The organism is Vibrio sp. 947, assembly GCF_033339115.1.
Lineage (GTDB): Bacteria > Pseudomonadota > Gammaproteobacteria > Enterobacterales > Vibrionaceae > Vibrio > Vibrio alginolyticus.
This window is the reverse complement of record NZ_JAWOTX010000008.1, coordinates 209,245-223,221: the sequence shown is the minus strand read 5'-3', so window position 1 is coordinate 223,221 and position 13,977 is coordinate 209,245. Positions and strand designations below refer to the sequence as shown.

Here is a 13,977-nt window from a genome sequence, read left to right as displayed (position 1 = left end):
CTAGAATGCCCGCCCTTATTCTTCCTTCCCCTTAAAGGAAGGGAGCTTCATTCGCCGTTGTGAAACGTTAGGAGACAAAAATGTCACAAGACAACGCTAAACGATTAAATAAATTCATCAGTGAAACGGGGTTTTGCTCACGCCGTGAAGCAGACAGACTAATTGAGCAAGGCCGTGTCACCATTAATGGCAACAAACCTGAAATGGGGACAAAAGTGCTACCTGGTGATGATGTTTGTGTGGATGGTAAGCCAGTGGCAGCAAAAGAGAAGCCGATTTATATCGCTCTCAATAAACCAACAGGCATCACCTGTACAACTGAGAGAGACGTCCCTGGAAACATCGTTGATTTCATCGGCCACCAAAAACGTATCTTTCCGATCGGCCGCTTAGACAAACCCTCTGATGGTCTGATCTTTTTGACCAACGATGGCGACATCGTGAACAAAATCCTTCGCGCAGGCAACAGCCACGAAAAAGAGTACGTCGTACGCGTGGACAAGCCAATTACAGGCGAGTTTCTCAAACAGATGTCGAGTGGCGTTAAGATTCTCGACACAGTCACCCTACCTTGTAAGGTAACAAAAGAGACTAAATTCTCTTTCCGTATTGTGCTCACTCAAGGACTTAACCGTCAGATCCGTCGCATGTGTGAAGCGCTGGGCTATGAAGTATTCAAGCTGCGTCGCGTTCGCATCATGAATATCTCTCTTGATGGTATTCCGAATGGAAAATGGCGTTATCTAAGTGACGAAGAAGTGGCAGAGATCCTAGCAATGTGTGAAGGCTCGGTAGGTACAGAAGAAGCATCAAAAACAGACTCTAGAGGTCGCAACATTCGTAAAGCGACCGACGCGAAGCTGTTTGATAGCCGTGAAGAAAACCAAGATTCTACTGCTCGTCGTAACCAGAAGACACGAACTTTCCGCGGTAACAATGCTGATGAATTCCGTCATGCACCAAACTCGAAAAAAGGTCAACAAAAGCGTCGTCAGCGTGATGATGAAGGCGGACGTCCAGCTAAAGAACATTACAAAGCGAAATCACAAGGTGAACGCAGCAGACCGCAAGGCGAGCATGGTAAATCGCACCGTAAACCAGATGCATCGAGCAATACGCATTCAGCAAACAAGCCTCAATCACTGAGTAAGCCTAAGCAGCATTACATGAACCCAAATGCCGCGAAACCAAGCAAACCAGCTAAACGCACTGGTGGTACATTGAGTCTGAAGAAGTAACGCTTCACTGACAGGCAAGATCAAAAAAGGACGCTCATGAGCGTCCTTTTTATTTGTCATGAGTTTACAAACAAAGAGGTGCAAACTGACCACGAGTTAAGCTCAGCAAATCTCTCGGGGCTAACTCAATTTCTAAACCACGTTTACCAGCACTCACACAGATTTTGTCTTGCTCTGCTGCGCTTTCGTGCAAAAAAGTAGGTAAGGCTTTCTTCTGCCCTAGTGGGCTAATTCCACCAACGACATAACCTGTGGTCTTTTGGGCGATTTCCGGATCAGCCATATCGGCCTTTTTGCCCTTCGCTGCTTTCGCCGCCAGTTTTAGGTTCAGCTTTTGATCAACAGGGATAATCGCAACCGCAAGGTTCTTTGGCTCCCCGTTCAAGCAGAACAGCAAGGTTTTAAATACTGTTTTCGGATCCTGCCCCAGTACTTCAGCAGCCTCCAAGCCATAACTATCGGCTCTAGGGTCATGCTCATACTGATGAATCGTGTGTGGAATTTTTTTCTTTTTCGCAAGATTAATGGCCGGAGTCATCAAGATTCTCCTCATAAAAACAAAAAGCGCAGATTGAATTGGATCTGCGCTTTTAGTTAATGATATCAGCGAGTTTGAGTCAATCGCTTTTTCTCTGTTGGGTTACTGATCAATCGCCGTATCAACTAAATACGTGATTTCACCTGAAGGGGCATACTCATTAACATCAATAGGGCTATGTGTTTCTAAATAATCCTTCAAAACCTCAGCATCGGTAAAACCTGTATTTACATACCCTGGATGATCGTCGATTTTAGGGTAACCATCTCCACCAGCAGCATTATAGCTTGGTACGGTAAAGCGGTAATTACCATCTAAGCGAAGTTGCTTATTACCAATGAACACATTGGTTACCTCACCATTATTGATACTCATCGCAATGCCGGCAAACTGCGCGTAAGCTCCAGAGTCAACAGGCTTAGTTGCAACGACATTTAGATAATCTAATACCTCTTTACCCGTCATATCAACGTAAGAAACCATATTGCCAAATGGCTGAACAGTGAGCACGTCTTTATAAGTAATATCACCCGCAGCAATCGAATCTCGAACACCACCAGAATTCATTACGGCGAAATCTGCTTTCGCACGTTCCATGTGAGCCGTTGCAATTAATCGACCTAAGTTTGTTTGCTGGTAACGAACCACGTTGCGGTCACCCTCAAGCTTACCGTTAGATTCTGCAATCTTCACGTTTAGCTTGCCCTGACCTTTTTCTTGATAAGGACGAAGAAACTCAAGCATCATTTCGTCTTGCTTAATCTCTTCTTGGATAAAGACTCGTTGTGACTGACCATCAACTTTAACTTTCTTTTTCAAGTTTACAGGGATCAGATCGTAGCTCACCATCGAGAGTTCGCCATTACGAAACTCGTAATCGGCGCGTCCCACATATTTCCCCCACTCATGTGCCTGAACAATAAAGGTACCATTTTGTTTATCGGGCTGACATTCATCACTTGGTTTAAAGTTCTTTTTGATAACGTTTGGACCTTCCATGCACACAGGTTCTTGTGAGTGTCCTCCAACGATCATGTCGAGATCGCCGTCATTCAAATAACGAGCTAACGCCACATCGCCAGGAGCATTGATGCCTCTATTACCATTTTCATAGTGTCCCATATGCGTGACAGCAAAAATCAGATCTGGGTACTCTGTCTCTTTCAGTTCTGCAATCAACTTCTTGGCTTCTTCTTTTGGGTCACGGAAGTCAATTTGTTCAATGAATTCAGGGTTGCCAAGTTTCGCTGTGTCTTCGGTTGTAAGGCCAATGACCGCAATTTTAATGCCCTGCTTTTTAAACATCGCGTATGGTTGGAATAAACGCTTGCCAGTATTTTTATCGTAAATATTGGCAGACAACATCGGAAAGTTTGCCCACTCTTGCTGCTTGAATAGCACGTCCAATGGATTATCAAACTCATGATTACCTAGAGCCATCGCATCGTAACCAATTTTGCTCATGCCTTTAAAATCCGGCTCGGCATCTTGTAAATCAGACTCAGGTACTCCTGTGTTGATGTCACCACCAGAAAGCAGTAACACGCTGCCCCCCTCAGCCTGTATTTCTTCGCGCAAATCATCGATTAACGTTTTACGCGCCGCCATGCCATATTCACCGTATCGATTTTGCCAAAAGCGACCATGATGATCGTTAGTGTGCAACACGGTCAATTTATAGGTTGTATCGGCATTCCATTCTGGTGCAGGTTGCGTAGCACACCCAGCTAACGAGGCCAAGATAGCGGCACTCAAAACAGTTTTGATCATCAGACGCTGATTCATTTATTTACCTTTTTCTTATTGGGATTACTGAAGCACATTTTAAGCATTCGATCTATTTGAAAACCACGTGCACCCTAACACATTGATTTAATAATTATGATGCATTGTTTAGCAATAACAAATTCATCAGTAACAAGTTTGAGAATTCACGGCTTTTCAGATAAAAAAATAGCCAACACTCGGTTGGCTATAGTATTTGTTACCACCAGTCATCTGGCGTTTACTTGATATCTATATCTGCAAAGCTCTTGATCAGATCATCAAGCGATTTCATTTGTGCTAAGAATGGCTCTAACTTGTCTAGAGGCAGTGCAGATGGGCCATCACAACGCGCTTGGTCTGGGTTTGGGTGCGCTTCGATAAATAGACCTGCGATGCCTGTCGCTAGACCCGCTTTTGCAAGCTCAACTGTCTGCTCACGACGGCCGCCAGATGCTGCGCCTGATGGGTCACGCATTTGTAGTGAGTGCGTTACGTCAAAGATGATTGGGCTACCTTTCGAAGCATTTTTCATCACACCAAAACCAAGCATGTCTACAACTAGGTTATCGTAACCGTGGCAAGAACCGCGCTCACATAGGATGACCTTGTCGTTACCGCATTCTGCGAACTTCTCAACGATGTTACCCACTTGACCAGGGCTCATAAATTGAGGTTTCTTCACGTTGATAACCGCACCTGTTTTAGCCATAGCTTCAACAAGGTCAGTTTGACGAGCTAGGAATGCAGGAAGCTGAATAACGTCTACCACGTCAGCGACAGGTTGAGCTTGCGCTTCAGTGTGAACGTCCGTGATGATCTTTACACCAAAAGTGTCTTTCAGCTCCTGAAAGATTTTCATACCTTCTTCCAGACCTGGACCACGGTATGAATGAACAGAACTGCGGTTTGCTTTGTCAAACGACGCCTTAAATACGTAAGGAATACCAAGTTTTTCCGTTACTTTTACGTAGTGCTCACAGATCTGCATCGCAAGATCACGAGACTCAAGAACGTTCATACCTGCAAATAGGGTGAATGGCTTGTCGTTAGCAACCTGAATGTCGCCGATATTAACGATTTTCTGTTCCATTTTGATTCTCTTTTTCTGTCCACGATACGCCACAGTTCGGCACATCGATAAAATTAGTGAAGTGTGACGTGCGTTTCACTCATCACATTAACTTGTGATTTTAGTAGCTCGGAAGCCGGATCGTCAGGGCATTGGTCAATAAAGTACTGAAAATCTGATACCGCTACTTGAGGGCACTCTAGCTGTTGGAAAATAAAACCACGGTCACGAATTTCGTATGGATCATCTGGCACAAACGTTAGAGCAAGATTCGTACAACGTAATGCCAACGTATAATGCTCTTCACGCAACATCGCACTTTTAATCAATGCCAACCAGCGACCAATAATTGTTGGGTTGTCAGCTTCCTCAAAATGTTCAGGCTTTAGCTGAGCTAGCGGTCCTTCCTGGCCAATAAGCCAAGCTTGAAGAATCCTTTCACCTACATACTCACCATTAAATGGATTGATGTAGTCTGGTTTCTTATGCATCCAGTCGACTTTTAACAGGAACTGAGTAGGGAAAGTAACTCCCTTCAGCGGGAAACCCAGCTTTTTGCCTAGGTATAACAAAATCGAACCTAAGCTCACAGGAATACCTTTTCTGCGCTCCAACACTTTATCGATGAAGCTGTTGTCCGAAATAAAGTATTCCTGCTCGTCGCCTTTGAATCCCCACTCGTGGAAAAACAGTCGTAGGAATGCATCAAATCGTTGCTCTTCATCGGTTTCATGAACAAGCGTGGCTTCTGCATCTTTGTAAAGACGCTCTAACTCTTGTTTCGCCCAATGTACTTTGGTTTCTGGGTTAATCGCTTTGTTTAGCTCAAGCGCACCTTCCACCAACGGTATATTGTCAAAATCTTCGTCAAAAAACTCTAACATGACGTCTTATCCAAATAACGTAGGGCTCTTAGACACAGCAATGTTTGCAGCCATGACCAACCAACCTAATGCGCCGAAAAAGCCAAATATCTTCAGTAGGTTGTTTTTCGCAAGTTTCAATGAGAAGAATCCAAGCGCAATGTACGCCAGTACGCAGGTGATTTTGTTTGTTAACCACGGTGCGGCATCGGTAAACGGGATGAAACCAGTAATGAAAATAAGCGCGATACCTGACACTAGCAATGCAGTATCAACGATGTGGGGAAACACTTTCAAAAAGCGATTATTTCGCTTCGGTGAGTTCATCATCATTAACACGAATCGGATCGATAGTAGCGTCGCGCTGAGAGCGATCGTCACTAAGTGTATGTGTTTTAGAGCTACGTACATTTTTCTTCTCTTTTTAGTTAGTGTTTGCTGACTTCCATGATTAACTGACCAGACAACCAAGCGTTACTCGATCGTTACCGCCATAATCTTTTTCCGTAGCGACCTGTTGGTAACCAAAGCCACGCATTATCTCACGCACCGCCTCACCTTGATCATAACCATGTTCAAATGCCAGCCAACCGCCCACTTCAAGATACTGACGAGCAAGATCCGAGATATGACGAATATCAGCTAAGCCATTCTCTTTAGCAACTAATGCAGATTTTGGCTCAAAGCGCACATCACCTTGGGATAAATGTGGATCTTTTTCATCAATATATGGCGGGTTGGAGACAATTAAAGCAAACTTCGTACCTTCTGTAATAGGCTCAAACCAACTGCCTTGAGCAAAGGTCACATTTTTGATGTTTAGCTGCTCAGCATTGTACTCTGCAAGTGCTTTCGCTTCTTGCTTAAGGTCTACGCCCATCACTTGACGCTTTGGCATTTCAGATGCAAGCGCGATGGCGATAGCTCCCGTCCCCGTTCCAAGATCTAAAATAGGCCCAGTTTGCTCGTAGGTCTTATCGAGTGCAACTTCGACCAAACGTTCTGTATCCGGTCTAGGTATCAGGGTAGAAGGAGAAACTTTAAACGGTAAAGACCAAAACTCTCGCTCACCAATAATATAAGCGACGGGTTCACCAGTTAAACGTCGTTCAAGTAGAGCATCAAACTGAGATTTTTGCTCTGCTTCTAACGCTTTTTCTGGCCAGGTCAGCAGGTAAGTTCGTGGTTTGCCAAGGACATGGCAAAGGAGTACAGCTGCATCGAGAGAAGGCGACTCTTTGCCGCCTTCTGCCAGTTTCGCCGTCGCACTTTTCAGTGCTTGCTCAATCGATTGAACTTGGCTCATCGATTAGCCGTTCTCTGCGAGCGCCGCAAGTTGGTCTGCTTGGTGCTCTTGAATCACAGGATCAATCAAGCTCTGCAGGTCACCTTCCATCACTTCGTTCAAACGATAGATGGTCAGGTTGATACGGTGATCAGACACACGACCTTGTGGGTAGTTGTATGTACGAATACGGTCACTACGGTCACCAGAACCTAGAAGGTTACGACGTGTATCAGACACTTCTGCGGCACGACGCTCTTCTTCCGCTTGAACGATACGAGCAGCAAGAACCGCCATTGCTTTCGCTTTGTTCTTGTGCTGTGAACGCTCATCCTGACACTCTACTACCGTACCCGTTGGTAAGTGGGTAATACGGATTGCAGAATCCGTGGTGTTAACGTGCTGACCACCCGCGCCAGATGCACGGAACGTATCGATTTTCAGGTCTGCTGCTTTGATTTCTGGCAGATCCGCTTCAGGGATTTCCGCCATTACTGCTACTGTACAAGCAGAAGTATGCACACGGCCTTGAGATTCAGTTGCAGGAACACGTTGCACACGGTGACCGCCAGACTCAAATTTCAACACGCCGTATGCACCGTCGCCGCTCACTTTTGCGATCATCTCTTTGTAACCACCGTGCTCAGCCTCGTTTGAAGACATGACTTCGATGCGCCAGCCACGCTTTTCTGCGTACTTGCTGTACATACGGAATAGATCACCCGCGAAAATGCCCGCTTCATCGCCACCCGCACCTGCACGAATTTCTAGGAAACAGTTACGATCATCGTTCGGATCTTTTGGCAGAAGAAGAATCTGTAACTCATCAGTAAGACGCTCAATCGTCGCTTTCGCTTCTTTGATTTCTTCTTGCGCCATTTCACGCATTTCTTCGTCGTCTTCGTTTGCCATCTCTTCAGCGGCGACAAGATCTTCTTGTGCTTGTTGATAAGCTTGGAAGCACTTGGTTACTTCTTCTAGCTGAGAGTACTCTCTTGATAGAGCACGGAATTTGTCCTGATTTCCAATTACATCAGGATCACCAAGAAGATGTTGAACTTCTTCGTAACGTTCTACTAGCGTTTCTAGCTTAGTCAGAATAGAGGCTTTCATAGTGTCGTTTTCTTAATAAAAAGCGTGAGTTATAGATCATCCAAGCCAAGTGTTTGGCGGATAATCGTTAATTTTGCTGGTTCGCCTTGCTCTGCTGCACTTTGCAATGCGCGAGTTGGAGCGTGAATCAGTTTGTTGGTGAGTTTATTACTCAGCTCGCGCAGCACTTTCTCCGGATCTGCGCCTGCCGCTAAAGATTGCAAACTTTTGCTCAGTAACTCTTCACGAATTTCGTTGGCTGATTTGCGATAGTCGCGAATACTATCGACGGCTTGCAGTGAACGCAACCATGTCATAAACGCAGCGCTTTCTTCACTAACAATCGCTTCAGCTTGAATCGCTTCGACTTTACGCTGCTCAATGTTGCTGTCGATGATAGATTGCAAGTCATCAACAGAATACAGATATGCGTCGTTCAGTTCACCGACTTCCGACTCTACATCTCGCGGCACCGCAATATCGACTAACAAGATAGGTTGATGTCGGCGCTGCTTTAGAGCCGTTTCGACCATACCTTTGCCAATAATAGGCAATGGGCTCGCCGTTGAGCTAATCACAATATCCGCTTTCGCCAAATGTTCAGGAATTTCGTTCAAACTGATCACTTCTGCGCCAAATTGGTCCGCTAAGCCTTGCGCGCGCTCTTTAGTGCGGTTCGCGACAATCATTTTTGTGCAACCGTTGGACGCTAAATGCTTCGCGACCAATTCAATCGTCTCGCCCGCACCAACTAAAAGCACGGTTGAATCTGATAACGACTCAAAAATATGTTTTGCCAATGTACATGCCGCATAAGCCACGGACACGGCATTACCACCAATATCTGTCTCTGTTCTCACCCGTTTGGCGACTGAGAACGTCTTTTGAAACAATTTATCAATCGAGGCATCGACGGCTTGATGATCTCGCGAGTCAGAAAATGCTTGCTTTACCTGCCCCAAAATTTGAGGCTCACCCAACACCAGAGAGTCAAGACCGCACGATACGCGCATCAAATGCTTTATTGCAGCTTGTTCTTCATGAACATACAAACTCGGCATTAAATCTTCGCGGCTCACTTGATGAAATTGAGCAAGCCAATCGATCAGCTTGTTTCGCGCTCCTTGCTTAACATCGCAGTACAACTCTGTTCGGTTACAGGTTGAAACAATCACACTGCCGTTAACCGCTTCGTGCTCTCTAAGTTGCTCGAGTGCAGGGCCGAGTTTATCCGGACCAAACGCCACCTTCTCTCGCAAGTCGACAGACGCTGTATTGTGATTAATTCCAATAGCAAGCAAGGACATCTAACGTGGTATCTCTGGGATAGGTTATAAAATAGGTCCAGAATTTTACTGTAAGCACGCATTTATTGAAAGGGTAAGCCGGATTTGTTTTCCTAAGTGCGACTTTTCAATGCTATAGTTGTGAGCGATTCCCGATGAAACAGATTAATAAGCCATCAAACATGACGTTACGCTCCTTTATTCTTTTTTTCTTGTCGAGCTTACTGCTCGCTGGTTGTTCGTCCGTTCCTGAAAGTGTTACCAGCGTTGAATGGCAAGTTCATGAGCAGCGACTCGAAACCATCCAAGATTTTCAAGCAACGGGGAAACTTGGTTATATTGGCCCAGACCAAAGACAAAATTTAAACTTCTACTGGAAACATTCTTCAGCACTAAGCCAGTTGCGTTTAACAACGATTCTCGGACAAACGGCATTAAAGCTCACCATCACCCCACAAGGCGCCACAGTAGAAACTTACGATGATCAGGTCCTTTCTTCTCGCAGTGCTAACCAACTGATTTACCGTCTTACAGGGTTAATGATGCCCGTCGAGCACATGCCTGACTGGCTATTAGGTCTACCTACCGATGCCGACAAATTCCAACTGTCTCCAACCAATACACTGCAAGCGTTAAACAAACAAATTGGTTTAAATGATTGGAGTATCGCTTATCAACGATATGGCGACGTTCAATGGCATGAACAGTCTCTCCCTCTGCCAAATAAGCTGAAACTCACCACAGCTGATGTCAAAATAAGTCTAGTGATCACAAAATGGAACATCACCCAATGATTGAACTTTCAACACGCTGGCCATCACCAGCGAAATTGAATCTCTTTCTATATATCAACGGCCGTACAGAGAATGGCTACCACGAGTTACAAACCTTATTCCAATTCGTCGATCACGGCGATGAGCTCACCATTCAAGCGAACCATTCTGGTGATATTACGATTTCTCCAGAGATAGAAGGTGTGCCTCTTCAAGACAATTTAATTTGGAAAGCAGCAACCGCGCTTCAAGCTTACTCAAACTGCCCTTTTGGCGCTCATATTGAGCTACAGAAAGTGCTGCCTATGGGTGGAGGCATTGGCGGAGGCTCATCGAATGCAGCTACAGCATTAGTGGCACTGAATTACTTATGGCAACTGAATCTAACTGACGACGAACTGGCTGAAATTGGTTTAAAACTGGGCGCAGATGTGCCCGTATTTGTGCGCGGATTTGCAGCTTTTGCTGAAGGTGTTGGTGAAAAACTCTCTCCTGCTTATCCCGAAGAAAAATGGTATTTAGTCGTCAGACCGAATGTATCTATCGCAACCGTCGACGTTTTTTGTCATCCAGATCTGACGCGAAACACCCCAAAACGAGATCTAGAAACACTTTTAAATACGCCAAGCGTAAACGATTGCGAAAAAATTGTACGAATGCTCTACCCAGAGGTTGATAAGCAACTTTCTTGGCTGCTACAATACGCGCCGTCAAGATTGACGGGGACAGGATCTTGCGTTTTTGCTGAATTTTCGAGCAAATCTGAAGCAGAAACTATCCTTGCACAACTCTCTGATAAAGTCTCGGCATTTGTCGCTCAAGGGCGCAATATTTCGCCATTAAAAGAGACTTTGGCTGAATACCAATCAGCCTCACACCGACCTATTTAAACTGGACGCAAACCCGAGGTTTCCACCGTGCCTGATATGAAGCTATTTGCTGGTAACGCAACACCTGAACTAGCCCAACGTATTGCTGATCGTCTTTACATCTCTCTTGGTGATGCATCTGTTTCTCGCTTTTCTGATGGCGAAGTTGCAGTTCAAATCAATGAGAATGTTCGTGGTAGCGATGTTTTCATCATTCAATCCACTTGTGCACCGACTAACGACAACCTAATGGAATTGGTTGTTATGATTGATGCAATGCGCCGTGCTTCAGCAGGCCGTATCACTGCAGTTATCCCTTACTTCGGCTACGCTCGCCAAGACCGTCGTGTACGTTCTGCGCGTGTACCAATTACTGCAAAAGTTGTTGCTGATTTCCTATCTAACGTTGGTGTTGACCGCGTTCTAACTATCGACCTACACGCAGAGCAAATTCAAGGCTTCTTCGATGTACCTGTAGACAACATCTTCGGCACGCCAGTGCTACTTGAAGATATGCAGGCTCGCGGTCTAGATAACCCTGTAGTGGTATCTCCTGACCTAGGTGGCGTTGTTCGTGCTCGTGCAACAGCAAAAGCACTAGGCGACATCGACATCGCAATCGTAGATAAGCGTCGTCCACGTGCAAACGTTTCTGAAGTAATGAACCTAATCGGTGATGTTGAAGGTCGTGACTGTGTGATCGTTGATGACATGATCGACACAGGTGGCACACTATGTAAAGCAGCTGAAGCACTAAAAGAGCGCGGTGCTAAGCGTGTATTCGCTTACGCTACTCACGCAGTATTCTCAGGCAACGCTGCGGATAACATCAAGAACTCAGTTCTTGACCAAGTTATCGTAACTGACTCTATCTCTCTGTCTAAAGAGATGGCTGCAACAGGTAAAGTGACAACACTAAGCCTATCTCGCATGCTGGCTGAAGCGATTCGTCGTATCAGCAACGAAGAGTCAATCTCTGCAATGTTCAACTAATACGAACATTTCAGTTACACTGATTTCAAAAGCACCCCTCTTTGGGGTGTTTTTTTATTTGTACTGATAACTAGAAAATCCCTTGGTCGCCCACCGCGAGTTTTCTGTGCTATCATACTGCGCTTTTTGAGATTCCAGAGAGATCCTAACCTTGAGTCAACAAATCAAACTTCTTGTTGGTCTTGCTAATCCAGGACCAGAATACGCCAGAACTCGTCACAATGCGGGCGCTTGGGTTGTAGAAGAATTAGCACGCGTTCACAACGTTACACTGAAGAACGAACCAAAGTTTTTTGGTCTAACAGGACGCATTATGGTCAATGGCCAGGATCTCCGTTTGCTTATCCCAACCACCTTCATGAATCTATCAGGTAAATCGATCGCAGCGCTTGCGAAATTTTATCAAATTAAACCTGAAGAGATCATGGTTGCTCATGACGAGCTAGACTTACCGCCAGGTGTCGCTAAGTTTAAAAAAGGTGGGGGTCACGGTGGACACAACGGTCTGCGTGACACCATTAGCAAACTGGGCAATAACAAAGATTTTTATCGTCTTCGTATTGGCATTGGTCATCCGGGACACAAAGATAAAGTGGCGGGTTTTGTATTAGGTAAAGCGCCAGCTAAAGAGCAAGAGCTTTTAGATGCAGCAGCTGACGAGGCTGTTCGTTGTCTAGATATCCTGATTAAGGATGGCCTATCTAAAGCACAAAATCGCCTCCACACGTTCAAAGCTGAATAAGGTTACTATCATGGGTTTTAAATGTGGCATCGTTGGTCTACCTAACGTAGGTAAATCAACTCTGTTCAACGCACTAACTAAAGCGGGTATCGAAGCAGCAAACTTCCCGTTCTGTACCATTGAACCAAACACTGGTGTGGTTCCTGTGCCAGATCTACGTCTAGACGCACTAGCTAAGATCGTTAACCCACAGAGAGTTCTTCCAACGACGATGGAGTTCGTGGACATCGCTGGTCTTGTTGCTGGTGCATCACGTGGTGAAGGTTTAGGTAACAAATTCCTAGCTAACATCCGTGAAACAGACGCGATTGGCCACGTTGTACGTTGTTTTGAAAACGAAAACATTGTTCATGTTTCAGGTAAAGTTTCACCTATCGAAGATATCGAAGTGATCAACCTCGAACTTGCAATGGCTGACCTTGATTCTTGTGAGCGAGCGATTCAACGTAACGCGAAGAAGGCAAAAGGCGGCGATAAAGACGCAAAATTTGAACTAACCGTACTAGAAAAACTGTTACCAGTACTTACTGAAGGCGGCATGGCACGCACAGTTGAGCTATCTAAAGAAGAGTTAGCAGCAATCGGCTATCTAAACTTCCTAACACTGAAGCCAACTATGTACATTGCAAACGTAAACGAAGATGGCTTCGAAAATAATCCATATCTAGATGCGGTTCGTGAGTTCGCAGAAAAAGAAAACAATGTCGTTGTACCTGTATGTGCAGCTATCGAATCTGAACTATCTGAACTAGAAGATGAAGATCGCGAAGAATTCCTAGCAGATATGGGGATCGAAGAGCCGGGTCTGAACCGTGTAATTCGCTCTGGTTACGAACTACTGACTCTACACACCTACTTCACAGCAGGTGTTAAAGAAGTACGTGCTTGGACAATCCCTGTTGGTGCAACTGCGCCTCAGGCGGCAGGTAAGATCCACACTGACTTCGAGAAAGGCTTTATTCGTGCAGAAGTAGTCGGTTACGACGATTTCATCCAATTCAATGGTGAAAATGGCGCAAAAGACGCAGGTAAATGGCGTCTAGAAGGTAAAGACTACATCGTAAAAGATGGTGATGTTGTACACTTCCGCTTCAATGTTTAATTAAATGAATGAATTCTAAACACTTCATTTACACTAAAAGCCAGCTGTTAAGCTGGCTTTTTTAATACCTTAAGTAAATGAACAAAAATAAATTACGCAACTGCAAGCTAATTTATTTCCAGTTTTAGATCATAAACACGCCTCTTTGTTTAAAAAGGAAGCGAACGAGGTTTTTTCCGAAATTTATTAAAAAAAACTGTTGACGGATCTCACTCAACTTCGCATAATGCGCGCCGTTCCCAACGACAAGGCAACAAAGCGTTGAGAACAAAAAATATGGTTTTGGCTACGTAGCTCAGCTGGTTAGAGCACATCACTCATAATGATGGGGTCACAGGTTCGAATCCCGTCGTAGCCACC

14 protein-coding genes and 1 tRNA gene are annotated in these 13,977 nt (G+C 45.0%); 7 read left to right on the top strand and 8 right to left on the bottom strand.

Features of this window, described 5'->3' with window-relative positions:
• Positions 1-80: 80 nt before the first annotated feature.
• Positions 81-1,238 carry a 23S rRNA pseudouridine(2604) synthase RluF gene (gene rluF / locus R7Q39_RS12910; RefSeq protein ID WP_017634839.1) on the top strand — a complete coding sequence of 386 codons (1,158 nt, stop codon included), beginning with the start codon at positions 81-83 and terminating at the stop codon, positions 1,236-1,238.
• 64 nt (positions 1,239-1,302) lie between these two features.
• Here rluF and ybaK read toward each other — a convergent pair whose 3' ends face one another.
• From ybaK to hemA, 8 genes are all read right to left on the bottom strand, one after another.
• Positions 1,303-1,776 (bottom strand): Cys-tRNA(Pro) deacylase, encoded by a 474-nt coding sequence (ybaK, locus tag R7Q39_RS12905; protein WP_005384092.1) that lies wholly within the window; start codon positions 1,774-1,776, stop codon positions 1,303-1,305.
• Positions 1,777-1,878: 102 nt separating this feature from the next.
• A complete protein-coding gene (ushA, locus tag R7Q39_RS12900; RefSeq protein WP_318076362.1) occupies positions 1,879-3,561 on the bottom strand; it encodes a bifunctional UDP-sugar hydrolase/5'-nucleotidase UshA in 1,683 nt (560 codons plus the stop codon).
• 220 nt (positions 3,562-3,781) lie between these two features.
• A complete protein-coding gene (kdsA, locus tag R7Q39_RS12895; RefSeq protein WP_318076361.1) occupies positions 3,782-4,633 on the bottom strand; it encodes a 3-deoxy-8-phosphooctulonate synthase in 852 nt (283 codons plus the stop codon).
• A 53-nt stretch (positions 4,634-4,686) separates the two neighbouring features.
• The gene (locus R7Q39_RS12890; protein WP_005384098.1) at positions 4,687-5,496 is read right to left on the bottom strand and encodes a SirB1 family protein; all 810 of its coding nucleotides are present in this window, start codon (positions 5,494-5,496) and stop codon (positions 4,687-4,689) included.
• Between the two features lie 6 nt (positions 5,497-5,502).
• On the bottom strand, positions 5,503-5,886 hold the full coding sequence (locus R7Q39_RS12885) for a SirB2 family protein (protein ID WP_005382225.1): 384 nt from the start codon (positions 5,884-5,886) through the stop codon (positions 5,503-5,505).
• Positions 5,887-5,926: 40 nt separating this feature from the next.
• On the bottom strand, positions 5,927-6,781 hold the full coding sequence (prmC, locus tag R7Q39_RS12880; protein WP_318076360.1) for a peptide chain release factor N(5)-glutamine methyltransferase: 855 nt from the start codon (positions 6,779-6,781) through the stop codon (positions 5,927-5,929).
• A gap of 3 nt (positions 6,782-6,784) precedes the next feature.
• Positions 6,785-7,873 (bottom strand): peptide chain release factor 1, encoded by a 1,089-nt coding sequence (gene prfA, locus R7Q39_RS12875; RefSeq protein WP_005382222.1) that lies wholly within the window; start codon positions 7,871-7,873, stop codon positions 6,785-6,787.
• A gap of 29 nt (positions 7,874-7,902) precedes the next feature.
• On the bottom strand, positions 7,903-9,159 hold the full coding sequence (gene hemA, locus R7Q39_RS12870) for a glutamyl-tRNA reductase (RefSeq protein ID WP_005384104.1): 1,257 nt from the start codon (positions 9,157-9,159) through the stop codon (positions 7,903-7,905).
• 134 nt (positions 9,160-9,293) lie between these two features.
• Here hemA and lolB point away from each other — a divergent pair, with 134 nt between their 5' ends.
• The 6 genes from lolB to R7Q39_RS12840 all read left to right on the top strand — a co-directional run bounded on the left by lolB (position 9,294) and on the right by R7Q39_RS12840 (position 13,975).
• A complete protein-coding gene (gene lolB, locus R7Q39_RS12865; protein WP_258476597.1) occupies positions 9,294-9,932 on the top strand; it encodes a lipoprotein insertase outer membrane protein LolB in 639 nt (212 codons plus the stop codon).
• On the top strand, positions 9,929-10,801 hold the full coding sequence (gene ispE / locus R7Q39_RS12860) for a 4-(cytidine 5'-diphospho)-2-C-methyl-D-erythritol kinase (RefSeq protein WP_005384108.1): 873 nt from the start codon (positions 9,929-9,931) through the stop codon (positions 10,799-10,801). Before lolB ends, ispE begins: the two co-directional genes overlap by 4 nt.
• Before the next feature lie 27 nt (positions 10,802-10,828).
• A complete protein-coding gene (locus R7Q39_RS12855; protein ID WP_005393176.1) occupies positions 10,829-11,773 on the top strand; it encodes a ribose-phosphate pyrophosphokinase in 945 nt (314 codons plus the stop codon).
• A 151-nt stretch (positions 11,774-11,924) separates the two neighbouring features.
• Positions 11,925-12,515, top strand: a complete 591-nt coding sequence (gene pth, locus R7Q39_RS12850) for an aminoacyl-tRNA hydrolase (RefSeq protein WP_005384112.1) — start codon at positions 11,925-11,927, stop codon at positions 12,513-12,515.
• Positions 12,516-12,525: 10 nt separating this feature from the next.
• Positions 12,526-13,617: a redox-regulated ATPase YchF gene (gene ychF, locus R7Q39_RS12845; RefSeq protein ID WP_005393178.1), complete on the top strand. Its 1,092-nt coding sequence runs from the start codon at positions 12,526-12,528 to the stop codon at positions 13,615-13,617.
• A 284-nt stretch (positions 13,618-13,901) separates the two neighbouring features.
• A tRNA-Met gene (locus R7Q39_RS12840) sits at positions 13,902-13,975 on the top strand.
• The last annotated feature ends 2 nt before the right edge of the window (positions 13,976-13,977 follow it).